Origin of the sequence: Georgenia yuyongxinii, assembly GCF_006352065.1 — a bacterium.
In the GTDB taxonomy this organism is placed as follows: domain Bacteria; phylum Actinomycetota; class Actinomycetes; order Actinomycetales; family Actinomycetaceae; genus Georgenia; species Georgenia yuyongxinii.
This window is the reverse complement of record NZ_CP040915.1, coordinates 2,001,995-2,028,740: the sequence shown is the minus strand read 5'-3', so window position 1 is coordinate 2,028,740 and position 26,746 is coordinate 2,001,995. Positions and strand designations below refer to the sequence as shown.

The 26,746-nt window shown below is 73.0% G+C and carries 22 protein-coding genes and 1 pseudogene; 10 read left to right on the top strand and 13 right to left on the bottom strand.

Annotated elements, in window-relative coordinates:
- The first annotated feature begins 19 nt into the window (after positions 1-19).
- From FE374_RS09130 to FE374_RS09115, 4 genes are all read left to right on the top strand, one after another.
- Positions 20-619: a GNAT family N-acetyltransferase gene (locus tag FE374_RS09130; protein WP_139928414.1), complete on the top strand. Its 600-nt coding sequence runs from the start codon at positions 20-22 to the stop codon at positions 617-619.
- Positions 620-749: 130 nt separating this feature from the next.
- Positions 750-1,349, top strand: coding sequence for a DUF1326 domain-containing protein (locus tag FE374_RS09125; RefSeq protein WP_139928412.1), 600 nt, complete (start codon positions 750-752; stop codon positions 1,347-1,349).
- A gap of 13 nt (positions 1,350-1,362) precedes the next feature.
- The gene (locus FE374_RS09120) at positions 1,363-2,160 is read left to right on the top strand and encodes a DUF2182 domain-containing protein (RefSeq protein WP_139928410.1); all 798 of its coding nucleotides are present in this window, start codon (positions 1,363-1,365) and stop codon (positions 2,158-2,160) included.
- Positions 2,161-2,299: 139 nt separating this feature from the next.
- Complete coding sequence (locus FE374_RS09115) at positions 2,300-2,911, top strand: potassium channel family protein (RefSeq protein ID WP_139928408.1); 612 nt, start codon at positions 2,300-2,302, stop codon at positions 2,909-2,911.
- A 24-nt stretch (positions 2,912-2,935) separates the two neighbouring features.
- On the opposite strand, the pseudogene FE374_RS20190 reads toward FE374_RS09115, so the two are convergent.
- Positions 2,936-3,127: pseudogene (locus tag FE374_RS20190) on the bottom strand (MOSC domain-containing protein); the annotation flags it as partial.
- A gap of 125 nt (positions 3,128-3,252) precedes the next feature.
- Positions 3,253-5,112, bottom strand: coding sequence for a translation elongation factor 4 (gene lepA, locus FE374_RS09105; protein WP_330998445.1), 1,860 nt, complete (start codon positions 5,110-5,112; stop codon positions 3,253-3,255).
- Positions 5,113-5,311: 199 nt separating this feature from the next.
- Here lepA and FE374_RS09100 point away from each other — a divergent pair, with 199 nt between their 5' ends.
- The 3 genes from FE374_RS09100 (at position 5,312) to rpsT (ending at position 6,983) form a co-directional block, all read left to right on the top strand.
- On the top strand, positions 5,312-5,878 hold the full coding sequence (locus tag FE374_RS09100; protein WP_139928407.1) for a hypothetical protein: 567 nt from the start codon (positions 5,312-5,314) through the stop codon (positions 5,876-5,878).
- Between the two features lie 25 nt (positions 5,879-5,903).
- Positions 5,904-6,524 (top strand): type II toxin-antitoxin system PemK/MazF family toxin, encoded by a 621-nt coding sequence (locus tag FE374_RS09095; protein ID WP_139928405.1) that lies wholly within the window; start codon positions 5,904-5,906, stop codon positions 6,522-6,524.
- Positions 6,525-6,722: 198 nt separating this feature from the next.
- Complete coding sequence (gene rpsT, locus FE374_RS09090; RefSeq protein ID WP_139928402.1) at positions 6,723-6,983, top strand: 30S ribosomal protein S20; 261 nt, start codon at positions 6,723-6,725, stop codon at positions 6,981-6,983.
- Positions 6,984-7,076: 93 nt separating this feature from the next.
- On the opposite strand, the gene FE374_RS09085 is transcribed toward rpsT, so the two are convergent.
- The 6 genes from FE374_RS09085 to FE374_RS09060 form a co-directional block, all read right to left on the bottom strand.
- Positions 7,077-8,210 carry a glycosyltransferase family 4 protein gene (locus FE374_RS09085; RefSeq protein WP_139928400.1) on the bottom strand — a complete coding sequence of 378 codons (1,134 nt, stop codon included), beginning with the start codon at positions 8,208-8,210 and terminating at the stop codon, positions 7,077-7,079.
- A 79-nt stretch (positions 8,211-8,289) separates the two neighbouring features.
- Positions 8,290-9,669 carry an MFS transporter gene (locus FE374_RS09080; RefSeq protein ID WP_139928396.1) on the bottom strand — a complete coding sequence of 460 codons (1,380 nt, stop codon included), beginning with the start codon at positions 9,667-9,669 and terminating at the stop codon, positions 8,290-8,292.
- Positions 9,670-9,838: 169 nt separating this feature from the next.
- Positions 9,839-10,849, bottom strand: a complete 1,011-nt coding sequence (gene holA / locus FE374_RS09075; RefSeq protein WP_139928394.1) for a DNA polymerase III subunit delta — start codon at positions 10,847-10,849, stop codon at positions 9,839-9,841.
- A gap of 99 nt (positions 10,850-10,948) precedes the next feature.
- Positions 10,949-13,135 (bottom strand): ComEC/Rec2 family competence protein, encoded by a 2,187-nt coding sequence (locus tag FE374_RS09070; RefSeq protein WP_168205645.1) that lies wholly within the window; start codon positions 13,133-13,135, stop codon positions 10,949-10,951.
- Positions 13,136-13,467: 332 nt separating this feature from the next.
- Positions 13,468-14,313: a ComEA family DNA-binding protein gene (locus FE374_RS09065; protein WP_230978529.1), complete on the bottom strand. Its 846-nt coding sequence runs from the start codon at positions 14,311-14,313 to the stop codon at positions 13,468-13,470.
- A gap of 74 nt (positions 14,314-14,387) precedes the next feature.
- A complete protein-coding gene (locus tag FE374_RS09060; RefSeq protein ID WP_139928390.1) occupies positions 14,388-15,281 on the bottom strand; it encodes a DegV family protein in 894 nt (297 codons plus the stop codon).
- A 62-nt stretch (positions 15,282-15,343) separates the two neighbouring features.
- On the opposite strand from FE374_RS09060, the gene FE374_RS09055 reads away from it, so the two are divergent.
- Positions 15,344-17,236, top strand: a complete 1,893-nt coding sequence (locus tag FE374_RS09055) for a helicase HerA-like domain-containing protein (protein WP_139928389.1) — start codon at positions 15,344-15,346, stop codon at positions 17,234-17,236.
- Positions 17,237-17,267: 31 nt separating this feature from the next.
- Here FE374_RS09055 and FE374_RS09050 read toward each other — a convergent pair whose 3' ends face one another.
- A complete protein-coding gene (locus FE374_RS09050) occupies positions 17,268-18,290 on the bottom strand; it encodes an aldose 1-epimerase (protein WP_139928387.1) in 1,023 nt (340 codons plus the stop codon).
- 197 nt (positions 18,291-18,487) lie between these two features.
- Between FE374_RS09050 and FE374_RS09045 the strand changes: the two genes are divergently transcribed.
- Entirely contained in the window at positions 18,488-19,474 is a 987-nt protein-coding gene (locus FE374_RS09045) for an MsnO8 family LLM class oxidoreductase (RefSeq protein ID WP_139928383.1), read from the top strand.
- Positions 19,475-19,560: 86 nt separating this feature from the next.
- Here the strand turns inward: FE374_RS09045 and leuS are convergent, their stop codons facing one another.
- Positions 19,561-22,503: a leucine--tRNA ligase gene (leuS, locus tag FE374_RS09040; RefSeq protein WP_139928381.1), complete on the bottom strand. Its 2,943-nt coding sequence runs from the start codon at positions 22,501-22,503 to the stop codon at positions 19,561-19,563.
- 283 nt (positions 22,504-22,786) lie between these two features.
- Here leuS and FE374_RS09035 point away from each other — a divergent pair, with 283 nt between their 5' ends.
- Positions 22,787-23,239, top strand: coding sequence for a Dps family protein (locus tag FE374_RS09035; RefSeq protein ID WP_139928379.1), 453 nt, complete (start codon positions 22,787-22,789; stop codon positions 23,237-23,239).
- Positions 23,240-23,310: 71 nt separating this feature from the next.
- On the opposite strand, the gene nhaA is transcribed toward FE374_RS09035, so the two are convergent.
- The 3 genes from nhaA to FE374_RS09020 form a co-directional block, all read right to left on the bottom strand.
- Positions 23,311-24,603 carry a Na+/H+ antiporter NhaA gene (nhaA, locus tag FE374_RS09030; RefSeq protein ID WP_168205644.1) on the bottom strand — a complete coding sequence of 431 codons (1,293 nt, stop codon included), beginning with the start codon at positions 24,601-24,603 and terminating at the stop codon, positions 23,311-23,313.
- A 229-nt stretch (positions 24,604-24,832) separates the two neighbouring features.
- Positions 24,833-25,291 carry a MarR family winged helix-turn-helix transcriptional regulator gene (locus FE374_RS09025; protein WP_230978528.1) on the bottom strand — a complete coding sequence of 153 codons (459 nt, stop codon included), beginning with the start codon at positions 25,289-25,291 and terminating at the stop codon, positions 24,833-24,835.
- 131 nt (positions 25,292-25,422) lie between these two features.
- Positions 25,423-26,742, bottom strand: coding sequence for a TRAP transporter large permease (locus tag FE374_RS09020; protein WP_139928375.1), 1,320 nt, complete (start codon positions 26,740-26,742; stop codon positions 25,423-25,425).
- Positions 26,743-26,746: the final 4 nt, after the last annotated feature.

Sequence of the window (26,746 nt, the reverse complement as noted above, 5' to 3'; positions counted from 1 at the left end):
GCCTCTATCCTCTCCCACGATGAGCACGCGAGCGGACGGCGAGCAGCCCGGGATCCGTCACACCGGCCGGGACGGCCCGGACCCGCAGACCCCACCGGTCTTCACCGACGGCACCATCGCCCTGCACGTCCTGACCGGGACCGGCCCGGCGACGCTGGCGCGGCGGGCGGCGGCCGTTGCCCTGCGGCCGCTCCGGGAACAGGAGAGGTACTCCTCGCGGGCCCAGGTCACCCTGCCGGCCGCCGACGCCGACCCGTACCGCACGCCGTTCCTCGTCGAGCACGCGGGACAGGCTGTTGGCTTCGGAGTGGTCGACGCCGTCGGCTACCTCGACGCTCTCACCGACCGGCCGCGGGAGGCGGCGCTGCTACGGGCGTTCTACATCGACGCTCGCCACCAGTACCGCGGTCACGGGCGCACCGCGGCCCGGCTGCTCCCAGGGCTGGTGCGCCAGGTGGTGCCGGCGGCACGCTGGCTGTACCTGACGGTCAACGAGGCGAACCCCGCGGGCATCCGCGCCTACGCCGCCGGCGGCTTCACCGATGTCGGCCGCTACCTCGGCGGGTCGCTCGGGCCACAGCGGGTCATGCGGGTCGCCGTGCTGCCCCAGAACCATTGACCACCGGCCGAACCGAGTCGGACAATAGGTCCGCTACGCGTGATGGACCAGGTGCACACCGCGCCGGCGCGGACCTGGCCGGCCACCACCTTGTGCTCCCATGTGCTTCCTGGCCCGGAGGGAGACCGTCATGACCTGGCAGCTCTCGGGCACCTACTTCGAGCACTGCCCCTGCGGGATGGTCTGTCCGTGTACGACGTCCGGGCTGACACTTCCGGCGGACCAGGAGCGGTGCACGGTGATCCTGGCGTTCCACATCGACACCGGGAGCATCGACGGCGTCGACGTGGCGGGCCGCACGGCCGTCCTCGTCGCCGACGCCCCCCGACTGATGAGCGAGGGTGGCTGGAAGGTGGGGCTGTTCGTCGACGACCACGCGACGGACGAGCAGTTCGAGCACCTCGGCGCCGTCTTCTCGGGTCAGCGGGGCGGCATCTGGGCGACCCTGGCGGGACTCGTCGGTGAGATGCTCGGCGCGGAGCGGGTACCCATCACCTACGCCGACGACGGGCGCACCCACCGCCTGCGAGTGGGCGACGTGATCGACATGGTGATTGAGGACTGGGTGCTGCCCAACAGTGACGAGGTGGCAAAGCTGACGGGGATGACGTTCCCGGCGCCTGTGCTCACGATGGCCCGGTCCACCCGTTCGCACGTCGACGCCTTTGGCGTCCGCATGGACAGTCTGGGGTCCAACGGCCATTCCGCGCCGTTTGCCTGGGCCGCCTGAGGAGTACGGCCAGATGGGTTCCGGAGCGACCTTCGCCGGGTGGCTCGGCCGCCGCAACGCCGTCATCGCCGCCCTGCTCGGGGCTGCGGCCCTGGCGTGGGCCCTGACAGCCGCCCTCGCACTCGGCGGCATGGGCGCGGCGGGCATGCCGGCGACGATGGGTCTGTCGCTCGTGGCCTTCCTCGGGGTGTGGGTGCTGATGATGGCCGCGATGATGCTGCCCGCCGTCGCGCCGGTAGCAGCGCTGTACCTGCGGACCATCCGGACGTCCCGGCCCGGGCGCGTCGTCGGCTTTCTCGGCGGATACCTCCTCGCGTGGGTGGGCGCGGGGGTGCCCGCGTACCTGCTGGCCCGTGGGGCGGGCCGACTCGCCGCCGGCCAGCCGCGCACCGCACAGCTGCTGGCCGTCGCGACATTCGTGGCCGTCGCCGCGTACCAGGTCAGCCCGCTCAAGCGGGTGTGCCTGCGGAGCTGCCGCTCTCCGCTGGGTCAGTTCCTCCGGTACGCACAGCTGACCGGCCCGCTCCGGGATGTGCGCGTGGGCGTCCACCACGGTCTGTACTGCCTCGGCTGCTGCTGGGCATTGTTCGTGGCGCTGATGGCTGTCGGCCTGATGAACCTGGTGGCCATGGCGGCGCTGAGCGGGCTTGTCGCGCTGGAGAAGCTGTGGACGCACGGTGTCGCCACCTCACGGCTCATCGCCGCGGGCGCCCTCGCCATGGCCCTGCTGCTGGCGCTACGACCGGACCTGGCCCAGGCGCTGTGGGGCGGCGCCATGCCGTCGGCGATGCCAGGCACACCCGCGATGTGACCATTCCGGCGCCCGGCCCCACCGTGACGGACGCGGCAAGGCCGGAGCGGGCGGGCTCGAGTGCCGACCGCGTCGCCCGTGCCCGTCGCTGCACGCCTCGCTGTGCCGTGCACGGGATGGAGGACGATGATGGCTCTCGATGTCCACCGTGGATGACATACCCGCCGGGCGCAGCCGTCGGCTGCGCGGGTGGGCGCTGGTGCGACCGGCCCTGACGGCCGTCGCGCTGGTGGTCGTCTACTACGCGCTGCCGCTGGACGACACGCACGGCGGCACGCTTCCCGGGCTGGTGGCGGCGCTGGCCGGCCTGGCGGTGCTGCTCGCGTGGCAGGTCCGCGCGGTGCAGACGGCGCCGTCCCCGCGGCTTCGCGCCGTGGAGTCCCTCGCGACGTCGATCCCGTTGTTCGTCGTCCTCTTCGCCGCGTTCTACACCACCATGTCAGGCCAGGACGAGTCCGCCTTCACAGAGCCGCTCAACCGCACGGATGCCCTGTACTTCACGGTCACCACGCTCGCGACTGTGGGCTACGGCGACATCGCCGCGGTCTCCCAACCGGCACGAATCGGCGCCACCGTGCAGATCGTGGCCGGGCTGCTCATCCTCGGCGCGGTCGTCAAGGTGTTCGGGGGTGCGGTCCGGATCGGGCTGCGCCACGCCGGCCTGGAAGAGGTGGACGAGCCGCGGGTGGGCCCGGCGGCGGGCGGCGGGGACCACGACACGCACGGCACGCCCCCCGACCGGGCCGGGTGAGGTACCGACCACGGAAGCACGAGCGTGGCAGGCGTCGTCCACGGCCAGGCCCGCGAGGCGCAGGTTCTCCCCGAAGCGCCCCGGTGTCACGGGCGTCCCAAGCTCGGCGGCCCAGTGGTCCACCTCGGCCTGGTCGACGGCGTAGAGCGCCTTTTCGGGCCCGCCGTGGTGCTTGCGGTCGGCCTGGACGTCCCCGCGGAGCCCGTAGGTGCCCACCTGGACGGCCCCGTCCACCGGCCGCTTGTCGATCGCGGTGACGCCGACGGTGCCGGCGTCGTCGTGCAACGTGCCGACGCGGCACACGTGGGTGACAAGGGCGGGCGGCAAGGTGGCCGCCGTCGTCACTTCTTACCGGTGGGGGCGTCGGAGGTGAGCGCGGCGATGAAGGCCTCCTGCGGCACCTCGACCCGGCCGATGTTCTTCATGCGCTTCTTGCCCTCCTTCTGCTTCTCCAGCAGCTTGCGCTTCCGGCTGATGTCACCGCCGTAGCACTTGGCGAGCATGTCCTTGCGCAGCGCCCGGATCGTCTCGCGGGCGATCACGCGTGAGCCGATGGCCGCCTGGATGGGCACCTCGAACTGCTGGCGCGGGATGAGCTCGCGGAGCTTGCCGGCCATGGTCAGCCCGTAGGTGTACGCCTTGTCCTTGTGCACGATCGCCGAGAACGCGTCCACGGTCTCGTGGTTGAGCAGGATGTCGACCTTGACGAGGTCGGCCTCCTGGTCGCCCTCGGCGTCGTAGTCGAGCGAGGCGTACCCGCGCGTCTTCGACTTGAGCTGGTCGAAGTAATCCCCGACGATCTCGGCGAGCGGCAGGGTGTAGCGGATCTCCACCCGGTCCTCGGAGAGGTAGTCCATGCCGCGCAGGATGCCGCGGCGGCCCTGGCTCAGCTCCATGATCGCGCCGATGAACTCGCTCGGCGAGAGGATCGTGGCGCGGACGACGGGCTCGCGGATGCTCGAGATCTTGCCCTCGGGGAACTCGCTGGGATTGGTGACGTGGACCTCGGTGCCGTCCTCGGTCGTGACGTCGTAGAACACGTTCGGAGCCGTCGAGATCAGGTCGAGGTTGAACTCCCGCTCGAGCCGCTCGCGGACGATCTCCAGGTGGAGCAGCCCGAGGAAGCCGCAGCGGTAGCCGAACCCGAGGGCGACGGACGTCTCCGGCTCGTACACCAGGGCGGCGTCGTTGAGCTTGAGCTTGTCCAGGGCGTCGCGCAGCAACGGGTAGTCCGAGCCGTCGATGGGGTACAGGCCCGAGAACACCATCGGCTTCGGCTCGCGGTACCCGCCGAGGGCCTCCGCGGCAGGCTTCGACAGGTTCGTGACGGTGTCCCCGACCTTGGACTGGCGCACGTCCTTCACGCCGGTGATGAGGTACCCGACCTCGCCCACGCCCAGCCCGTCCGAGGGGACCGGGTCCGGCGAGATGACGCCGATCTCGAGCAGCTCGTGCGTGGCGCGGGTAGACATCATCTGGATGCGCTCGCGCGGGCTGAGCTGGCCGTCGATCACCCGCACGTAGGTGACCACGCCGCGATAGGTGTCGTACACCGAGTCGAAGATCATCGCCCGGGAGGGGGCGTCCGCGTTCCCGACAGGCGCCGGGATGTCGCGCACGATCCGGTCGATGAGCTCGGTGACGCCCACGCCGGTCTTGCCCGAGACCCTCATGCAGTCGGCGGGGTCGCCGCCGATGAGGTTGGCGAGCTCCTCGGCGTACTTCTCGGGCTGGGCGGCCGGCAGGTCGATCTTGTTCAGCACCGGGATGATCGTCAGGTCGTTCTCCATGGCCATGTAGAGGTTGGCCAGCGTCTGCGCCTCGATGCCCTGTGCGGCGTCGACGAGCAGGACCGCCCCCTCGCAGGCGGCCAGCGACCGGTTGACCTCGTAGGAGAAGTCGACGTGCCCGGGGGTGTCGATCATGTTCAGGGCGTAGGCCTGCTCCCCCACCTGCCACGGCATGCGGACGGCCTGTGACTTGATGGTGATGCCGCGCTCGCGCTCGATGTCCATGCGGTCGAGATACTGCGCGCGCATGTCGCGGGACTCGACGACCCCCGTCAGCTGCAGCATGCGGTCGGCCAGGGTCGACTTGCCGTGGTCGATGTGGGCGATGATGCAGAAGTTGCGCAGCAGCTCCGGCGGGGTCGCCGCCGGGCGGATCTGCGCGGCCAGGGCCGGGCTGGGGATGGGTGACACAACTACCTCTACGGGGGAACGCGGGAACGCGCGGTCGGACAAAACTCGTGCCCATCGTCCCATGCCGCGTGGCAGCAGGGCGACGGCGTCCCTCACCGGATGTTCGCGCGCCCAGGGTCTTGGGTGTCGGGCCGGGCGTCTGTTCGCCCGCGGCGAGGAGCGCTGCCCTGCCGCGCCATCCCCGTGCGAGTCTGGTGGCATGACGGCGACCGGTGACTTCCTCAACCAGGTGGTGCCCACGCTCGTGCGCCTGGCCCGCCGTCCCGGTGCGCTGCTCCTGACCGCCGCGGGGGTCGGCGTGGGGCTGTTCGCGGCCCTCGGGCTGGTGGCCGGGCTGACCGGGGAGGGCTGGGCGGCGTGGGTGCCGCTTGGTCTCGCCGTCGTCCTGGCCGTCCCGGTCCTTGTCCTCGCGGTGCGCCGCGAACGGCTGCAGGCCCGCACTCAGGACCTGCATGTGCACCGGACGGTCGACCAGACGGGTGTGGGGGTGGTGGTCGTCACCTCCGAACCCACCGACCGCCTCCGCGAGGAGGTCGACACGCTCAACGCCGCCGTGGCGGAGGGGGCGATGCGCACGGCGCGGTTCCTGCCCCGGGTGGAGGCCGCGCAGCGGGCGGCACTCCTCGCGGCCGGCGGGCCCGTGCGTGCTCCGTACCTCGCTGACGACCTGCGGGTGACCGTCGTCGCGCTGCTGGGCACCTTGGCCGCGGTGCCGCTGTCCACCATCGGGTGGATCGCGACCGCGGCAGTGCTGCTCTCCCGCTGACGTGCCTGGCCCTACTCTGCAGAGCATGAGCAGCATCTGGCGTCGGGCCGCGCGGATCGCCGGGGTCGCCGCGGCGTCCGTGGTCCGGGACTACCTCAAGCAGCCGCGAGTGAGCACCCGCGCGAAACGCGGTGGGCCGATCCCACGCCGGTCCCGTCCCGACGCCGGTGCGCGCGGCGCCGTCGCGCCGCGAGCCAGCTCGGGCGAGCAGCAGGTCCAGGCCGCCTCGCTGGAGACGACCGAGTATGACGTCGCCCGCCTGGGACTGCCGGCACTCAGCTACAGCCCACAGCACGACGACCAGCCCGACCCGGGTGAGGTGGTGTGGACGTGGGTGCCGTACGAGGACGACCCCCAGCAGGGCAAGGACCGGCCCGTGCTGGTGCTCGCGCGGGAGGGCGCCGGCCTCGTCGTCGCGCAGATGACGTCGAAGGACCACGACCGGGACCAGGCCGACGAGGCACGGTTCGGCCGGCACTGGGTCGACGTCGGGTCCGGCGCCTGGGACGCACGCGGGCGCGAGAGCGAGGTCCGGGTGGACCGGCTGCTGTGGGTGGACCCGTCGGCGGTGCGCCGTGAGGGCGCGGCACTCGACCCGGCCCGCTACGCCGAGGTCGCGGCGGCCATGCAGGCGTTCCACGGCTGAGAGCGGCGCCTGTCACAGCGCGTGTCGGCCGTGACCAGGGCGGTTCCTGCTAGTCTGTCTCCTTGGGTCGCCGCCCGGTCGGCGGGGACCCGGCCAGCGACCAACCACGAGGTATCCCCACGCCCCAGTCCCGGTTGCGGCACACCCCTCTACGACCGTTGACAGATCGCTTCGGCGAACGCACAAGAGAGTCCTTACGTGGCGAACATCAAGTCCCAGATCAAGCGCATCCGCACCAACGAGAAGGCCCGGCTGCGGAACAAGGCCGTGAAGTCCGAGCTCAAGACGTACGTGCGTCGAGTTCGTGAGGCCGTCGCAACCGGTGACAAGGAGACCGCGGACACCGCTCTCCGGGCCGCCGGCCGCAAGCTGGACAAGGCCGTCAGCAAGGGCGTGATCCACGCGAACCAGGCTGCGAACCGCAAGTCCAAGCTGGCCAAGCAGGTCGCCGGCCTCTGAGCCCGGCCCGCTGACGGACCACAGGTTCGTCCAGCAACGACGGCGCCGCTCCCCGCACGGGGGGCGGCGCCGTCGTTTGTGGTGCGGCCGTCCTCAGACCCGGGTGCTCACCCGCTGCGCGATCGCGTCCTGGTAGTGACCGAGGATGGCCTCGCCGAGCGCCTCCCACGACCGGGGCAGCACACGACGACGCCCCGCCTCCCCCATCCGCGCGCGCATCTCGGGGTCCGCGCCGAGCACGCGCACCGCGCGTTCGAGCGCGTCGTCGTCCTCGGGGGCGTAGAGATACCCGGTCACGCCCTCGGCGACGACGTCGATCGGCCCCCCGGCGGCCGGGGCGACGACCGGCAGCCCGCTCGCCATCGCCTCCTGGAGGGTCTGCCCGAAGGTCTCGGTCGTACCGGTGTGCACGAAGACGTCGAGCGCCGCGTAGGCGCGGGCGAGCTCCGGCCCGTCGAGCCGGCCGAGCAGCCGGGCCTCGGTGCCGGCCAGTGCCCGTTCGAGGCCGGGCCGGGACGGGCCGTCGCCCACCGCGACGAGGCGCGCGCCCGGTAGTGAGGCCAGGCGCACCAGGCGTTCGACGCGCTTCTCGGGAGCCAGGCGGCCGACATAGCCCACCAGCGCGGTGCCCGGCGCCGCTCCGGCGAGCAGTTCCGCGCGCAGTGCCCGCCCGGCCTGCGTGCGACGGTGCTGGGGGTGATACGTGGTGGTGTCGACGCCGCGTCCCCACCACCGGGTGCGGCCGATGCCGTTCGCCTCGAGGTCGGCGAGGGTCGCCGATGACGGCGCGAGCGTCAGGTCGGCGTAGGAGTGGATGTGCCGCAGCCACCGCCACACGGTCGGTGCGGTGACGGCCAGGCCGTGCTGGCGGGCGAAACCGGCGACGTCGGTCTGGAAGATGGCGACGGTGGGGATGCCCCGCCGTCGCGCCGCGATCAGCGCCTGGGCGCCGATGCCGAACGGCGAGGCTGCGTGCAGGACGTCGGGGCGGAAGTCGTCGAGGGTGCGCACCAGACCGGCGCTGGGGATCCCGGCGCGGAACCCCCGGTAGCTGAAGGCCGGGACCTCCACCACGGGGAACCCGGCGTAGGAGCGCGGGGCGGGGCCGGGGCAGACCACGACGGCGTCGTGACCTGCGGCGGCGAGGTGGTCGAGCACTCGGACCACCGAGGTGGTCACCCCGTTGGCGGACGGCAGGAAGGACTCTGTCACGAGAGCGATTCGCACCAGGCCACCGTGGCGGCACCAGGTGGCCGCCGGACCACGGGTCTGGCGGGTGTTGGTGACGCGCCGGTGAACGGTTGGGTCAGGCCTCCAGCGCGCGCCCGCGCGGCTCCGTCAGCAACGCCGTGGCGAGGGAGGCGAGCACGAAAGCCGCCGCGAACACGGTGAACACCAGCCAGATGTCGCCCGCCCGGTTGAGGACCGGGACCGTGAGCGGCGCCAGGATAGAGGCGATGCGGCCGAACCCGGCGGCCCAGCCGGCTCCGGTGCCCCGGATCGCAGTCGGGTACATCTCCGGGGTCACGGCGTACAGGGCCCCCCAGGCGCCGAGCGCGAAGAAGGACAGCAGGCAGCCGGCCGTGATGACGAAGGCCGGGCTGTCGGCGATCGCGAAGAGGAACGCGGCGCCGGCGGCGCCGACGAGGAACGTCGACAAGGTCGGGCGGCGGCCCCACCGCTCGATCAGGTACGCGGCCACGGCGTAGCCGGGCAGCTGCGCCGCCGTGATGATGACGGTGTACCCGAACGACCTCACCAGGCCGAGGCCGTCCGCCGCCAGCAGGGTCGGCAGCCACGTGAACGCGCCGTAGTAGGCGAAGTTGAGCAGGAACCACACCGCCCACAGCCCCGTGGTTCGCCGGCGCAGCGCCGGGGACCACAGTGCGGCCGGACCGGTGCCATGGGCCGACGCGGAGACCACGGTTGGCCCGCCGGCCTCGCGCTCCTCGACCGGGGCGCCTGCGCCTGTGCCTGCGGACCGGAAGAGCGGTGGTGACTGCTCGAACCGCCGCACGGCCGCCTCGGCTTCGGCGTGCCGACCGCGGGACTCCAGGAACCGCACCGACTCCGGGATGGACCGGCGAACGTACAGCGCATACACCGCGGGCACGGCGCCGATCGCCAGCGCCCAGCGCCAGCCGTCGTCCGAGCCGGCGATGACGAAGTACCCGATGAGCGCCGCGGCCAGCCACCCGACGGCCCAGAACGCCTCGAGGATGACCACGAGCCGGCCGCGCACCCTGGTGGGGGCGTACTCGCTGACCAGCGTCGACGCCACGGGCAGCTCCGAGCCCAGTCCGAGCCCGACGACGAACCGGAGCACCAGCAGCGCCGCCACGGAGGTGGCCAGGGCGGAGGCGCCGGTGGCGAGGCCGTAGACGAGGAGGGTGACGGCGAAGACGTTGCGGCGTCCCATCCGGTCCGCGAGCAGGCCGCCCAGCGTGGCGCCGAGCGCCATGCCCACGAAGCCGATGGAACCGATCCAGCCGAGCTGGGTGTCGTCGAGCTGCCACTGCTGGGCGAGCGCGGCCATGACGAACGAGATCATCCCGACGTCCATCGCGTCGAGCGCCCAGCCGATGCCCGAACCACCGAGGAGACGGCCGTGCTCGCGGGTGACGGGCAGGCGGTCGAGGCGCTCGGAGCGCGTCAGGGCCGCCGCCGTCGGCCGGCTCTTAGACATTTCGGACTTCCTTCCCTCACCACGCGAACCTGCCACACGCTAGACCCCCGCGGTAGGCGCGGTGTCTACCCGCCAGATTCCGGACGGTGTCGGTAAAACCGCTGGCTGTGGGTGTTCCTTCGCCGGCGGCCGGCGTCCCTCCTCCGGCAGCGCCGCTCCGCGCAGCGGCTCAGCGCCGCCGCCCGTGTGCCGCAGCGACCTTCAGCACCGCACGCTCGGCTGCGAACACCGGGTCCCGGCCCAACCCCTTGACCTCGGCGTCCGCGGCGGCCACGGCGGTGATGGCCTGGGCGAGCCCCTCGGGGGTCCATCCGTCGAGCTCACGACGGGCCCGGTCGATCTGCCACGGCGCCAGACCGAGCTCACCGGCGCTCACGCCCGAACGGCCCCGCACGGCGGCGACCTTGGCCAGCGTGCGCAGCTTGACGGCCAGTGCCGCGACGATCGGGACGGGCCCGGTGCCGGTGGCGACGGCGTGGCGCAGCATTGCGACCGCCTCGCCGGCGTGCCCCGCCACGGCGGCGTCGGCGACCTTGAACCCGGTCGCCTCCACCCGGCCGCCGTAGTAGCGCAGCACGGTGTCCGCGGTGATCGTGCCGGTGGTGTCGGCGATGAGCTGGCTCGTGGCGGCACCAAGCTCACGCAGGTCGGCGCCGACCGCCTCCACGAGCGCCTGGACGGCCTCGGCGTCGACCCTGCGGCGGGCGCGGCGAAAGTCCGCACGGACGAAGTCGGCCTTGTCGCTGTCCCGCTTCAGCGGCTCGCACGCCACGACCGGGTAGCCGGCCGCACCGATGGCGTCCAGCAGCTTCTTCCCACGCGTGCCGCCGTTGTGGCGCAACACCAGCCAGACGTCGTCCGGGACGGCCCGGAGGTAGACCAGCCCGTCGTCGAGCAGGGCGTCGGTCATGGACTCGGCGCCCTCGACCACCACCATCCGACGTTCGCCGAACAGGGAGGGGCTCGCCACCATCTCCAGGTGTCCGTGCTCGTAGGCCGCTGCCTCCAGCCGGGTGACCTCGACCTCGGGATCCGCCTGACGGGCCTGGTCCAGCAGGCGATCCACCGCCCGGTCGGCGAGCAGGCCCTCGGTGCCGCGCACGAGCACGACGGGCGCAAGCTCGACCTGGTCCCATGACAGGCCAGGAGCGGCTGCGGTCTTGCGGCGGGTGGGTGGCACGTGCCAAGGGTGCCATGCAGCGGGGACATGGCCGCCGTCCCGTCCACCGGGCGCGGGCTCTGGCGCGACGCCCCGGCTCGGCCGCCCCTGGGCCGTTCCTCACGGCGGGCACGCCGAGTGCACGCCGAGGTCAACGCCGGCGGGAACGACGGCGATCGGCCCACAGGTGTCCGTCCGCAGCACCAGGGCACCCTGTTGCCGGTACAGGGACAGCGCGTCGGGGTGGGGATGACCGTAGTCGTTGTCGACGCCGACGCTGACCACGGCGAGCCGGGTCCTCAGGTGCGCGGCGAGCGCCGGGTCCTGGCGACCCGAGCCGTGGTGCGCCATGACGACCACATCGACCGGCCCGGGGAAGCCCGCGGAGCGTAGGCGCCGCAGCAAGCCCGCCTGTCCCGTCAGCTCCAGATCGCCGAGCGCAACGGTCCGTAGGTGGGAGGTGCGCATGTCCAGAACGAGCGAGAGGTCGTTGATGCCGTCATCCCCGGCCATGCTTGTCACCGTCGCGGCCGGCGGCCACAGCACGCGCCACTCCACGGTGCCGGCGTGACCGTGTGCGTCCGCGCCGTCGGACACCGGCCGCGCCACCGGCACGTCGCCAAGCTGGCGGAGGACGGCGCTGACCGCGGCCGCCGGCTCCGGGCCGGGTCCGAGCAGGACACGGGCGACCTCGACCGTTCGCAGCACCGCCGGCAACGCACCGATGTGGTCGGCGTGGGCGTGCGTGAGGACCAGGAGGTCGAGGCGTTCCACCTGGGCTGCGCGCAGGCACGTCACCACGTCACCGTCTGCTGGGCCGACGTCCACCAGGACGGCGGAGCGCTCACCCGAGCGGACCAGGAACGCCCCGCCCTGTCCGACGTCGCACTGGACCGCGACCCAGTCCGGCGGTGGCCGCGGCCCCGGCACCCAGGAGGCTCGGTTCAGCCACGTGACCACAAGGAGCACGGTCACGGCCGCCCCCACCGCGAGGACGGCGCCACGGCTCCGCGCGAGCCGCGGTCCCGCCCGCCCAAGGAGGACGACCGCCGCCACGGTCACCACGACCATCAGCAGCAGACCCGCGGGCCCGGACACCCAGGGCAGCTGCGCCCCGGGCAGGCCGGCGAGGACGCGCGCGACGGTGGCGATCCACCCGGTGCCGACCGACGCGGCCACGGCAAGCGCCGTGGCCCCGGATGGCCACACCGGCGCGAGCAGGGTCGCGGCCACACCGAGCACGGTCACCGGCGGGACCACGGGTGCCGCGAGGAGGTTGGCGGGCACGGCGTAGCCCGCCACGCTGGGCTCGAGCAGCACGACCACGGGCGCGCAGGCCGCCTGAGCCGCGGCGGGCACCGCGACGGCCGTGGCCAGCCAGCAGGGCACGAGCTGAGCGAGCCACCGCCGCCACGGGGCCGCCAGCAGGACGAGACCGGCCGTCGCCAGCACGGACAGCGCGAAGCCGAAGGAGCGGGCCAGCCAGGGGTCGACGACGAGCAGCGCGACGACGGCGGTACACAGGGCGGGCAGGGCCCGCGCCGGGCGGCCGGCAGCCAGCGCGGCGAGGACCACGCCACCCATGACCGCCGAACGCAGCACGCTGGCCTCCGGTCGCACCAGCGTGACGAACCCGACCAGGGCCAGGGCGGCCAGGGTGAGGCGCCATCGTCGCGGTGCCCAGACCAGGGCGGCGAGCACGGTGCCGAGGACGATCGCCACATGGGCGCCGGACACGGCGGTGAGGTGTGTCAGCGCGGTCGCCCGCATCGCCTGCTCGAGATCGAGCGGGACGGCGCGATCGTCACCGACGGCGATCCCGGGCACGAGCCCGCGGGCATCGGGCGCCAGTCCGGTGGTGACCGCCCGCAGTCCGTCCCGCAGCTCGTTGACCACGGCGAGATGCCCGTGCGGCGGGTCGAGCACCTCCGGCGCCTGCGCGGCCACGGCGAGGGCGACCGCTCGGTCCCCGGGCGCGGTCGACACCAGGGTCGCCCGCACGCGGACCCGCGCTCCGAGCGGGGCGTCGTGCCACTCCGGCGGACCGACGAGCACGACCTCCGCCGCAGCCTCAGCCGCCCGACCTTGCCCGCTCAGCTCCTCCACCCGCAGTGTGAGGCGGCGGCGGGGTGCGTCTTCCCACGCCCGCTGGTCGGAGACGGCACGGGGCTCGCTCGCGACCCGCCCGGTCAGCACCACACTGGCACCGCGTGCGGCCAGCTCAGCCAGCGGAGCGGCGTACCGCACGTGCTGCTGCGCGGCGGTCGAGACCAGGACCGCCGAGAGCGCGCACGCCGTCAGGATCACCACTGCGGTCGAACGGACCGGTGGCCCGCGGTGCCGGCGGCGTCCCGGGCGCCGTCTCGGGCGTTGCTTCGGGGACGGCGGTGACGGCGGTGACGGCTGCGCCCGACGGTGCCGGACGTGTCGACCGACGGCTACGACGGTAACGAGCGCCGCGAGCCCTCCTCCGGCCAGGACCATGCGGACGTCCTGCGCCACCGCGACGCCGGCGGCCGCCCAGGCGAGGACCGCGGGCGGGACGAGGCGCGCGTCGACCGCCACGGTCGACGGCGGTGCCTGCGAACGTCTTGCCGAGGACGTGTGCCCGCCGCGGGCCGGAGCGGCGCCGTGCCCACTCATACGGTCACCAGGGGACGCAGGCGGTCCATGGTGGCCGGGCCGATACCGGCCACCGCGTCGAGGTCGTCCACCGAGGTGAAGGGGCCGTTCAGATCCCGCCACTGGATGATCCGTTCGGCGATGGCGGGGCCCACGCCGGGCAGGGTGTCGAGCACGCCGGCGGTCGCGGTGTTGAGGTTCACCGGCCCGCCGGCCGTGCCTGGGTCGCCATCACCCGGCGGTCCGGCCGCCCCCGGTCCTTGGCCGGCCGGGGGACTTGGCCCGGCCGGCGCACCCGGCCCGGCCTGAGCGCCTGGGACCGCCTCCCCGACGGTCGGCAGGTAGACCTGCTCCCCGTCCAGCAGCACCCGGGCCAGATTGACCGCGGACGGTTCAGCGGCGTCGGTGGCGCCACCCGCCGCCGCGACGGCGTCCGCCACGCGGGCGCCGTTCGGCAGCTCCACCACCCCGGGCCGCACGACCGCCCCCGCGACGTGCACCACCACCGACGTGTCCGCGCGGGCCGGCGTGGGGCCCGGCGTCGGAGCCGGCTCCGGTGCCGTCGCGGGCGGCGCGGGCGGCGGGGCCCCGGTGCGGTCCCCCGCCACCGCGTCGCCTCCCACCGGTGCCGACGGGGCTGGCGGCAACGGCATGGGCGCGGTCGGCGCCGTCGCGTACGACCAGGCCGCCCAGCCGAGCCCGAGCACCGCGATCACGATCGCGGCCGCGACGGCGGCGCGCAGGTTCGGCGCCCACCGCCACCCGGCGGGCGCCGGATCGTCCTCCGGGGCCACCTCGAGGTGGCCGGCGGCCGCGGTGTACGCGGCCCGGGTCAGCGCGCGCAGCCGGTCACGGGTCTCCACGCCCGGCACGCTAGGAGGGCGCGGTGACAGGGCGGGACGAGCGGGACCCTCGGCTGTGGACGCGGGGGCACCACTCAGCCGGCGGGCGCCACCACCACACCGAGGACGCCCGGACCGGTGTGCGCTCCGACCACGGCCGTCAGCTCGCTGCGCAACGTCTCGGCGACGATCGCGCCGGTGTGGGCGAGGGCCTCCGCGAGCTCGTCCTGCAGCTGCTCGGCATGCTCGAGGTCGCCGAAGTGGTGCACCGCGAGCCGCACGCGCACCGCCGGCGGGTGCGGCACGGGCGCCCCCGGCCCGCCCGCCGCCTGCACCGCGCGGGCGACCACCCGCCGTCGGGCCCGGGCCAGACCGCGAACGGACTCCAGCACCGTGATGCGACCGTCGGCGATCCCCAGCACCGGTCGGATGCCCAGCGCCGTACCCACGAACGCCGCCCCGGAGCCGATCCGGCCGCCACGTTGGAGCCAGGTGAGGTCGGGCACCGCGAAGAGCACGGTCGACTTCGCGGCCGTCTCCCGCGCCACCGCCAGCACCTGCTCCACCGGCCGACCCGCCGCCGCAGCCTCACCTGCCGCGACGGCGGCCAGACCCATGCCGCCGGCGACGGTGCGGGTGTCGAGCACATGGACGCTGATGCCTTCCCGGGCGACCAGCTCGGCGGCCTGCCGGGCCCCGGCCGCGGTGCCCGACAGCTCGGCCGACAGGTGCAGGCTGACGACGGCGCGCCGCCCCTCGGCGGCGGCGCGGTACGCCGCCGCCAGCTCGCCCACCGAGGGCTGCGACGTCGTGACGGTGGCGCCGACGGCCATCCGGGAGACGAGGTCCGCCCGTGCCGTCTCGTTGTCCTCGCGGTCGGCTCCGTCCACCACCACGTGCAGTGGCACCACCCGGACGCCGTACGCGACGGCCACCTCCGGCGCCAGGCTCGCGGTGGAGTCGGTGACGACGACGACGTCCGGATTCATACCCTCACCCTAGGGTTCCGGATCTCGGTTGCCGTATCGGCAGGTCGCCCTACGATCCGACCATGGCCGACGACGCACCCCCCGGATCCGATGCTGCCCGGCTGGCGCAGCTGAAGGCCGCCGCGGCCCAGGCAGCCGCCGAGGCCGCCGAGGCAAGGGCCGCCGCCGCACAGGCGGCGCTGGACGCTGCGCTCGCCGCTGCGGGCGCCGGGGGCGCCGGTCCCGTGGGTCACGCTGCCGTGAGTGAGGCTCGCGTGGGTGAGACTGCCCCGCCTCTCGCCCCACCAACTCCCGAGAACCCCTCCCCCGCCGGCGAACCCGCGGCGACAAAGATCGCACCGACCGGGTACGCCGCCACCGTTGCGGCGGGGTATGCCTTCGCCGGCGCCACCCTCCCGCTCGGGGCGCTGGTCGACGACGGCGCCCCCGTCCCTGGCGCGCAGGTCACCCTCCCGCTCGGCATGCTCAACCGGCACGGCCTGGTCGCCGGCGCGACAGGCACCGGCAAGACACGCACCCTGCAGGTGCTCGCCGAGGGCCTGTCACAAGCAGGGGTCGCCGTCTTCCTCACCGACATCAAAGGCGATCTGTCCGGGCTGCTCGCGGCGGGTGAGCCGAGCGAGAAGCTCCTCGAGCGCACTCGCGGCATCGGTCAGGACTGGGCGCCCGCCGCATTCCCCGTCGAGCTCTTCTCTCTTGGTGGCATCGGCCGCGGCGTGCCTGTCCGCACCACCGTCACCGACTTCGGTCCCCTGCTGCTCGGCAAGGTGCTCGGGCTGAATGAGACTCAGGAGTCGAGCCTTCAGCTGATCTTCCACTGGGCGGACGCGCAGGGTCTGGCACTGATCGACCTCAAGGACCTGCGGTCGACCGTCGCCTACCTCACCAGCGAGGACGGCAAACCGGAGCTGAAGGAGATCGGTGGCATCTCGACGGCGACAGCCGGGGTCATCCTGCGAGAGATCTCCGCCCTGCAGGCCCAGGGGGCCGACGTGTTCTTCGGGGAGCCGGCGTTCGAGACGACGGACCTGCTGCGCACCGGTGCGGACGGGCGTGGGATCGTCTCCGCGCTGCAGCTGCCAGACCTGCAGGACCGGCCGGCGCTGTTCTCGACGTTCGTCATGTGGCTGCTGGCCGACCTGTTCGGTTCGTTGCCCGAGGTGGGTGACCTGGACAGGCCCAAGCTGGTGTTCTTCTTCGACGAGGCGCACCTGCTCTTCACCGACGCCTCAGAGGAGTTCCTTCGCCAAGTGACGCAGACGGTCCGGCTGATCAGGTCCAAGGGGGTGGGCATCTTCTTCGTCACCCAGACCCCCAAAGACGTCCCCGCGGACGTCTTGGGCCAGCTCGGGGCGCGCGTGCAGCACGCACTGAGGGCTTTCACGCCGAAGGACGCCGACGCGCTGCGGGAGACCGTGCGTACCTTTCCCACCTCGCCGTACGACCTCGAGGAGGTGCTCACCACGCTCGGCACCGGCGAGGCGGTGGTGACCGTGCTCTCCGAAAAGGGTGCCCCGACCCCCGTCGCCGCCACCCGGATCCGGGCGCCACGCTCCTCGATGGACCCCGCGACGACGGGTGCCGCGGAACAGGTGGTCGCCGCCTCGCCGCTGCGCGCCCGCTACGCCGAAGCGGTCGACCCGGAGTCTGCCCACGAGCTTCTCGCCGCGCGCGTGGCGCAACAGGAGGCCGCGGCGCAGGCCGCCGCGGCACGGGCCGAGGCGGACCGGCTCGCGGAGACACAGGCCAAGGAGGCCGAGCGAGCGGCGGACGCGCGCGCGCGGGAGCTCAAGGAGCTTCAGGCCAAGATCGAACGCGACGAGTCCCGCACCCGCGAGGCCACCCGACGATCCGCGCCGCGCCGCACGAGCGCCTTCGACAGCTTCGTCCGCTCGGCGGGCACACAGCTCGGCAGGGAGATCACCCGGTCGATCTTCGGGACGCGTCGACGCTGACCGGCGGGCCCCGGGGTCCGCGACGCGTTGCTCAGCGGCGCCGGTACACGATGTCGCTGACCAGCTGCCGCTGCTCGCCGGGCTCCAGCGTGAGCGCGTCGGTGCTGTCCGCCCGGTTGAAGGCGTCGGCCACCAGCTGGCACGGCTCCACGGCCAGCGAGGCGCGGGGGCCCCGCTCGAGGGTGTCTCCCGTGAAGACGTGGACCACCTGAGCCTGGAACGGTTCCTGCTCCACGGTGAGGCTCTCCCCGGTACGGGCCGAGCGCAGCACGGTCGCGACCACCCCGTCGTCGTCCGGGACCAGTCCGGTGAATGCGTCGTCCAGGACGGTGCCGGAGAGCGGGGCGTACCGGACCGGGGCGGCCACTCCGCCGTAGGCCTGCTCCCCCGCGAGCGGGATGAGGGCGTCGTCGGTGAGCACCCGCGACCGGGCGGGAATGGTCAGCTCGAGGCCGTCGATCGTCTCGTGCCCGGGCAGTCGCAGGTACGGGTGCCAGCCGAGCGCGACCGGCGCGGCGTCCGCCCCGGTGTTCACGGCGGTCAGCTCCAGCCCGAGGCGCTGCTCGCCTTCGGAGCCGACCCCGAGCGAGTAGGTGGCCACGACGTCGATCGAGAAGGGGTAGCCGGGGTGGTCGGCAGGCCCGATCGAGGTGACCAGGCGCAGCATCCGGTCGCTGTCGCTCACGCTCGCCTGAGCGCGCTGCCAGCGCGAGGCGGTGAGCAGCCCGTGGAGCGCGCCGTCACGGCCCGAGCCCCCCAGCTCCTGGGCCTGCCCCGCGAAGGTGTAGCGGCCGGACCGGATGCGGTTGCTCCACGGCACCAGGACCGCGCCGCGGTACCCGTCCTGCGCGGTCAGCTCCTCCGCGGAGAGGTAGCCGTCGACGAGCTCGACGAGCTCACCGTCCAGCCCCGGGACCTGCCAGGACAGCAGCGTCGCGCCGACCTCCGCCACAACCAGCCGGGCGCCGTCGGGATGCGTGAGGACCCAGGTGGGCTCGCCGTCGAGCGTGCCGTGCTCCACGGTCGCACGCGCATCGGTCGGGGCAGTCTCCATCGGGTCGCTCCAGGTGTCGGTCGGTCGGTCGGCAGTCGCCCCACCTTGCCCCCAACCCGCCTCGGACGCCGATCTTGGCCCGCCTGCCGAGACGCCACCCGCCCCCGAGGCGCGGGCACGACCGTGCACGAACCGGCACCCGTGGGCCGGTCACGGATCCGCGAAATACCCGGCGGCGCCGCCGGGTTGCACGGTCGATGACTGCTCTCGACGTGCCCTTCTCGCTTCTCGACCGCTCCCGCACCCGCGCGGGCGAAGCGGACGCCGTCGCGGTCCGCGCGACCGTGGAGCGCGCCCGCCGCGCCGAGGGGCTGGGCTACTCACGCTTCTGGGTGGCGGAGCACCACGCCGTCCCCGGCATCGGGAGCGGCAGCCCCGCGGTCCTCGCCGCCGCCGTCGCCGCCCGTACCCACCGCATCCGCGTGGGGTCCGGCGGGGTGATGCTGCCCAACCACGTCCCGCTGGTCGTGGCCGAGCAGTTCGCCGTGCTGGAGAGCCTGTACCCGGGGCGCATCGACCTCGGCCTCGGCCGCTCGCTGGGCTTCAGCGCCCCGGTGCGCGAGGCGCTCCGCACCGCACGCACCGATCCCGAGGAGTTCCTGCGGGACGTGGCCGAGGTACGCGCGTACCTGCAGGGCCGCGGCCCGGTCACCGCCCGGCCCGCCGTGGCGCAGGCCCCGCCGATGTTCGTGCTGGCGAGCGGCGCGGGTCTGACCCTCGCGGCCCGGGCCGGCCTGCCCGTCGTCGTCGGCGGCCCGGTGCTCCTGGGGCCCGCGCCGCTGGCGCCCTACCGGGCGGCGTTCGACGACGGTGCTGCTGCGACGCCCGCCCGGCCGTACGTGATCGTCAGCGCGAACGTCATGGTCGCCGCCACCCGCGCCGCGGCCGAGGAGCTGTTGCTGCCCGACGGGTGGGCGATGGCAGCCTCGCGCGCCACCGGCGCCTACCCGCCGCTGGAGGAGGCTGCCGCGGTACGCCGGCGGAGCCTGACGCCGAAGCAGCGCGAGAGCGTCGAGCAGTTCTACGACCAGGCGATCTACGGCTCGCCGGACGAGGTCGCCGCGGAGCTGGCGGACCTGGTGCGGCGCGCCGGCGCGGACGAGGTCATGCTGACCACCTCCACGTACGACCGCAACGAGCTCGCGCGCGCCGACGCCGCGATCGCCCGCCTGTTCACTGCCTGACGTCAGCGGCGCCCACCCGCGCCGAGGCCCGCAGCACCCACCGGCGCGTCAACCGCGGGCGGTGCCAGGGCGGGGCCTGTGTGCCGCTACTTCGCGGGGACGATGTTGACGAGCTTCGGCGCCCGCACGATCACCGTGCGGACCCCCTTGTCCCCGAGCGTGCGGCGGACGGCCGCCGACTCCAGGGCCAAGGCCTTCAGCTCGTCCTCGCCGATGGAGGCGGGCACGTCGAGCCGGTCGCGGACCTTGCCCGCCACCTGCACCACGCACACGACCGTGTCCTCCACCAGCAGGGCGGGATCCGCCGTCGGGAAGGGCTCGCGGGCCAGGGACTCGGGATGGCCCAGACGCGACCACAGCTCCTCGGCGATGTGCGGGGCGATGGGCGCCACCATGAGCACCAGGGGCTCGATGGCCTCGCGGGGCACCGCGGGCAGCGCGGTGAGGTGGTTGTTGAGCACGATCATCCGGGCGATGGCGGTGTTGACCCGCATCGCCGACATCTCGGTCTCGACCCCGTCCGCCGTGCGGGCCACGAGCTTGCGGGTCTCGAGGTCCGCCGGGGTGTCCGCGACGGTGGTCTCGCCGGTGTGCTCGTCGACGACGTTGCGCCACAGCCGCTGGAGGAACCGCTGGGAGCCGACGACGGCGCGGGTGTCCCACGGGCGGGAGACGTCCAGCGGCCCCATGGACATCTCGTAGACGCGGAAGGTGTCCGCGCCGTAGTCGTCGTACATCTCGTCGGGGGTGACGATGTTCCTCAGGGACTTGCCCATCTTCCCGTACTCGCGGAAGACCTCCTGGCCGTTCCACGTGTAGGTGGGCTCGGCGGAGCCGTTGTCGTCGGCGTCCGTGGTCTCCACGACCTCGTCGGCGGGCACGTACTGGCCGCGGGCGTCGGCGTAGGCGTACGCCTGGATGTACCCCTGGTTGAAGAGCTTGTGGAAGGGCTCGGAGCTGGAGAGGTACCCCAGGTCGAAGAGGACCTTGTGCCAGAACCGGGCGTAGAGCAGGTGCAGCACCGCGTGCTCCACCCCGCCCACGTAGAGGTCCGCACCGCCGGAGACGTTCGCCGGCACCGTGGTGCCGTCGGTCAGGCTGGTGGCCGGCCGCGGACCCATCCAGTACTGCTCGACCTCGGGGTCGACCAGCGCCTTGTCGTTGCGCGGGTCGAGGTAGCGCAGCTCGTACCAGGAGGACCCCGCCCAGTTCGGCATGGTGTTGGTGTCGCGGTAGTAGGTCTTGACGCCGTCGCCGAGATCGAGCTCGACCTTCACCCACTCGGGCACGCGGCCCAGGGGCGGCTCCGGGGAGGACTCGGCGTCGTCGGCGTCGAAGGTGCGCGGCGAGTAGTCCGGCACCTCCGGCAGGTCCACCGGCAGCATCGAGTCGGGCAGGGCGTGCACCTGGCCGGCCTCGTCGTAGACGACCGGGAACGGCTCGCCCCAGTAACGCTGGCGGGAGAACAGCCAGTCGCGTAGCCGGAAGGTGGTGGCCCCGCGGCCGGCGGCCTTCGCCTCGAGCCACTCGGTGATCGTCTGCTTCGCCTCGGCCATGGCCAGGCCGTTCAGCGAGATCTCCGCGTTCGCGGAGTTGATCGTCACGCCCTCGCCCGTGAACGCCCCGCCGTCGAAGCCCTCGGGCGGATGGACCGTACGGATCACGGGCAGCTCGTAGACCTGGGCGAACTCGTAGTCGCGCTCGTCCTCGGCGGGCACGGCCATGATGGCGCCGGTGCCGTAGCCCATGAGGACGTAGTCGGCGGTGAAGACCGGGACGGCGTCGCCGTTGACCGGGTTGGTCGCGAAGATGCCGGTGAAGACACCGGTCTTGGTGCGCCCCTCGTCCTGCCGCTCGGCGTCCGTCTTCGAGGCGGCCGCCTGCTGGTAGGCGGCGACGGCGTCCGCGGGGGTGGCGGCACCGCCGGTCCAGGCGTCCTTGGTCCCCTCAGGCCACGAGGCGGGCACGATGCCGTCGGCGAGCAGCGGGTGCTCCGGGGAGACCACCATGAAGGTGGCGCCGAAGAGGGTGTCGGGGCGGGTGGTGAAGACGGTGAGGGGCTCGGCGGCGCCGTCGACGCCGAAGTCCACGTGCGCGCCGGTGGAGCGACCGATCCAGTTGCGCTGCATGGACCGGACCTTCTCGGGCCAGTCGATCGTGTCCAGGTCGTCGACCAGGCGGTCGGCGTAGGCGGTGATGCGCAGCATCCACTGGCGCAGGTTGCGCTTGAAGACGGGGAAGTTGCCGCGCTCGGAGCGGCCCTCGGCCGTGACCTCCTCGTTGGCCAGCACGGTGCCCAGGCCCGGGCACCAGTTCACCGGTGCCTCCGAGATGTAGGCGAGGCGGTGGTCGTCGATCACCCGGCGCCGCTCGCTGGTGTCCAGCTCCGCCCAGGGCCGGCCGTCCGGCGTCTCGCGGGTACCGGCCGCGAGCTCAGCCTCGAGCTCGGCGATCGGACGGGCCTTGCCACGTCCGCCGTCGGCCCGCTCGGCGTCGGCGTCGTAGAAGGAGTTGAAGATCTGCAGGAAGATCCACTGCGTCCAGCGCACGAACTCGGGGTCGGTGGTGGAGAAGGTGCGGCGGGGATCGTGTGCCAGGCCCAGACGGCGCAGCTGCGTGCGCATGTTGGCGATGTTCTCCTCGGTGGTGACCCGAGGGTGCTGCCCGGTCTGGACGGCGTACTGCTCGGCCGGCAGGCCGAAGGCGTCGTAGCCCAGGGCGTGCAGGACGTTCTTGCCCTTCATGCGGTGGTAGCGACCGACGACGTCGGTGGCGATGTACCCCAGCGGGTGGCCCACGTGCAGCCCCTTGCCCGAGGGGTAGGGGAACATGTCGAGGAGGTAGAACTTCTCGGCCGGGACGTCGCGGCTCGTCGAGAGGTCACCGGAGGGGTTGTCGGCGTGGAAGGTGCCCCGCTCTTCCCAGCGGTCCTGCCAGGCCTGCTCGATCTGCCCGGCGAGGGCCGCGGTGTAGCGGTGGCCGGTCTGGGAGACGCGTTCCTCGGTGGTGGTGGCGTCGTTGGTGCTCATGCGTGTTCCTCGCCTACGAAGGTGCTGGGGTGCTCCGGCCATGAGAGGACCTCCCGGCAGGGAGGTGGGCCGCGCCGGCGTGGCGCCCGGCAGGGCGCCCTCTTGGGTCAGCGCGGCTCGGTAAGGAGCACCGCGGCCGTCATGCCGTACAGGTTATCGCAGCGGCGGGGCGCCCCCGGAAAGGGCCCGATCCTCGGGAAGCGGATGTCGCGCCGGGCACCTATCGTGACAAGGACTGTCCCATTCACGATTCGCCTCGTGAGAGGCGTGAAGGAGCCGCACCGTGCCCACCAAGCCGCTGAAGATCGTCGACACGAGCCTCCAGGAGGCCCTGGTGGACCTGACCGACCTCGCCCTGCAGGGCAAGCAGGCTCACTGGAACCTCCACGGCTCCCACTTCCGGGCCGTGCACCTGCACCTGGACGAGATCGTCGCGCAGGTGCGAGCCGCCTCCGACGAGGTGGCCGAGCGGCTCGTCGCGGTCGGCGGCACCCCGGACGGCCGGCCCGCGACCGTTGCGGAGTCCTCCGGCCTGCCGGCGCTCGACGGCGGCCCGATCGCCACCGACAAGGCCATCCGCATGTTCGAGGAGCGCTTGCAGACCGCAGCGGACCGCATCAAGGCCAACCTCGACGCGCTGGACGAGAAGGACCACCTCAGCGCCGACCTGCTCATCGGCATCGCCACCGGGCTGGAGAAGCAGGCCTGGATGCTCCGGGCCAGCGCCGCGGACTGACGGATGCAGAACAACGCCGCCCCGGCGCCGCGTGCCAGGGCGGCGTTGCTCTGCCCGGGGCTCGCCCCCGTTCAGCGCCGCCGGGCCCTGCCCGAGGCGGCCCGGTACCCGCCGCGTACGGTCCCGGTGACCGTGCGCGCCGCGCGGCCACGGACCCGCACCTTCGCTCGTATCCGGAGCGTCGCTCCTCCAGCCACCGCCGAGATCACCGACCCGGCGATGACGGCGAGCTTCGCCGCGTCCCCCGAGGCTGACCCACCGAAGGAGAGGTCCGCGATGAGCAGCGAGACGGTGAAGCCGATGCCGGCCAGCATGGCGACGCCGAGCAGGTCGGCCAGGTCGACTCCGTTGCCGAGCCGCAGCCGGGTCGTCTTGACCAGGATCGCGACGCCGCCCCAGATGCCCAGCGACTTGCCCAGCACGAGGCCGGCGGTCACTCCGATCGCGACCGGGTCCGACAGCACCTCGCCGAGCCCGGAGTCGACCACCGTGACTCCCGCGGCGAAGAACGCGAACACCGGCAGCACCAAGCCGGCAGACCACGGCTGGACCCGCTCCACGAACCGGTGAGTCAGCGAGTCCTGCTCGCCGGGGCGGATCCCGGCCGGCACGCTCAGACCCATCAGTACCCCGGCGACGGTGGCGTGCACACCGGAGGCGTGCATGAGTCCCCAGGCGAGGAGTGCCAACGGGACCAGGAGCCACCACCGGCGCGCGCGACGCCGCACGACGGCGGCGAACCCCGCGACGGCGGCCAGGGCGCCGAGGAGCGGCAGGACGCGGATCTCCTCGGTGTAGAACATCGCGATGACGGTGATGGCGAGCAGGTCGTCCACGACCGCGAGCGTCATGAGGAACACCCGCAGCGCCGGCGGGAGGCCGCGCCCGAAGATGCCCAGCAGGGCGAGGGCGAAAGCGATGTCCGTCGCGGTGGGGATCGCCCAGCCCTTCCCCGCGCCGGATGCGTTGGCGAGCTGCACGGCGGTGTAGACCACCGCGGGTCCCACCATGCCCAGCACGGCGGCGAGCACGGGGAGCAGCGCCGCGTCGAGCTTGCGCAGGGAACCGGTGACGAGCTCGGTCTTGAGCTCGAGCCCCACCACGAAGAAGAAGATCGCGAGCAGGCCGTCGGCCGCCCACGCGGAGACGGTCAGGTCGAGTTGGAGCGCCGCCGGACCGAGGACGGTGCCCGCGACGGCGTGGTAGGTCTCGCGCCACGGCGAGTTGGCCCACACCAGCGCCACCACCGCGGCGACCAGCAGGAGCAGGCCAGAGAAGCGCTCGTCCTGCAACCGCACGGCGAGGCGGCGCCGCGGGTGCGTGGTGGGAACGTGATGGTGCTCGTGAGGCTGGGGGTGCGGCACAAGGGCTCCTGGGGTCGGCGGCATCGTTGCCGACCAGACTTCCCGGCGCACCAGGGAACACTCTACCGTCCTCCCGCGCGCGCCCGTCGCGACGGCGACCCGCGGCCCGCGGCAGCTCTGCAGCTCTGCGGCTCTGCGCCGGCGCGCCGGTGCGCCGGTGCGCCGGTGCGCCGGTGCGCCGGTGCGCCGGCAACCTTGTTGGGTCACGCGCTGCTCGATGGCCGCGATCTCAGGGCTGGTACGTCCGCAGCTTCCTCGTCAGCTCGGCGAGCGTCCGCAGCTCCTCCTCGTCCAGGGCGCCGCCGACGTAGCGCGCGATGCTGCGCACATGCTGCCGACCCACCCGCCGCTGCAGCGCCAGTCCCTCAGTGGTGAGGGTCACGACGAGGCCGCGGGCATCGTCGGGCGCGGGCGCACGGCTCACCAGGCCTCGCACCTCGAGGCGCTCGACCATGCGGCTCAGGCTGGGCTGGCTCATGAAGACCTGCTCGTTGAGGTCGCGCAACCGCAGCGAGTGGGCGACGGCCAGGCTCAGGGTGAACAGGACGTCGTACTCGCGCGGACGTAGCGGCGCGAAGTCGCCGCCGCCCTCGAAGCGACGCATGAGGACGACCTGGGCACGGAACAGCGACTCCCAGGCATCGGCGGCGGCCCTCGTGCTCGACCGGTGCGCATGCTCCTGACTCACGACATCTCCTTGTGCGGTCGCGTCATCCTAGTGAGCACCCGGACGCCGAACGGCGAACGCCGGGCCGGTGGCCGCGAGGAGCGGCCACCGACCCGGCGGTCGAGGGGGCACAGCTGTGCGTGCAGCCGCGGCTACGGGGTACCGGGCGGCAGCAGGCCCATGACGCCGGGCAGCCACAGCGAGAGCTGCGGGACGAACGCGACGATGAACAGTGCAGCGGTCAGCGCCCAGAAGAACGGCATGACCCGGCCGATCATCGGCTCGATACGCACCTTCGCCACGCGGGCGGCCACGAACAAGTTGTTGCCCACAGGGGGCGAGATGTTCCCCAGGCACATGTTGAAGACCATCATCGTGCCGAAGTGGATCGGGCTGAAGCCCAGCTCGACGACGATCGGCAGGAAGATCGGCGTGAAGATCAGGATCGCCGGGGTCGGGTCCATGACCGTGCCCGCCAGGAGCAAGATGATCATGATCAGGATGATGATGAGGAACTTGTTGTCCGTGACCCCCAGCATCGTGTCCGCGACGAGGTCGGGGAGCTGGGCGAAGGCCAGCAGGTAGGCGAGGATGCTCGACACGCCGATGAGCAGCATGACGATCGCCGTCGTCTTCGCGGCCTCGAGGGTGATACCCGGCAGGTTGCGGACCTTCAGGTTCCGCTGGATGAGGCCCAGGATCAGGGCGTACAGCACCGCGATCACGGCGGACTCGGTAGCGGTGAAGATGCCGGCAAGGATGCCGCCGATGACCACGACGATCATGAGGAGCGCCGGGATGGCGCGCAGGAGCACGATCAGGCCCTCACGGAGCGTCGGGTGCTCGGTGCCCTTGAGCTCCGGGTGCTTCCGGGCGTAGACCGCCACCATGATGACGCAGACCAGCGCCCACAGCAGGCCCGGACCGACGCCCGCCATGAACAGTGCCGCGATCGAGGTGCTCGACACGAGCGAGTAGACGATGAACGTGTTGCTCGGCGGGAGCAGCATGCCGGCGGGTGAGGCGACCGCGTTCGTCGCGGCGGCGAAGTTCGGGTCGTAGCCGGCCCGGCGCATGGGCGGTGAGAGGACGGAGCCGACGGCCGCGGCGGACGCCACCGAGGCGCCCGAGACCGTGCCGAACATCGCGTTGGCCACGACCGTGGTCTGGGCGAGCGAGGCCGGCAGTCGGCCGGCGACGACGAGCGCGAGGTCGATGAGCCGTTGCGCGATGCCGCCGGTGTTCATCAGTCCGCCGGCGAGGATGAAGAAGGGGATAGCCAGGAGGGAGAAGCTGTTGCTTCCGGAGAACATCTTCTGCGCGGAGGTGAGGGCGGCGCCCTCCCAGCCGGACAGGACGACGATGGCGAGGGCGGCCGGGAGGCCCATCGAGATGGCCACGGGCACACCGAGGGCGATGCCGATGACGATGCCCGCCAGGAAGATGATGAGTGCAAGTGTCACGGGTTCCATGGCG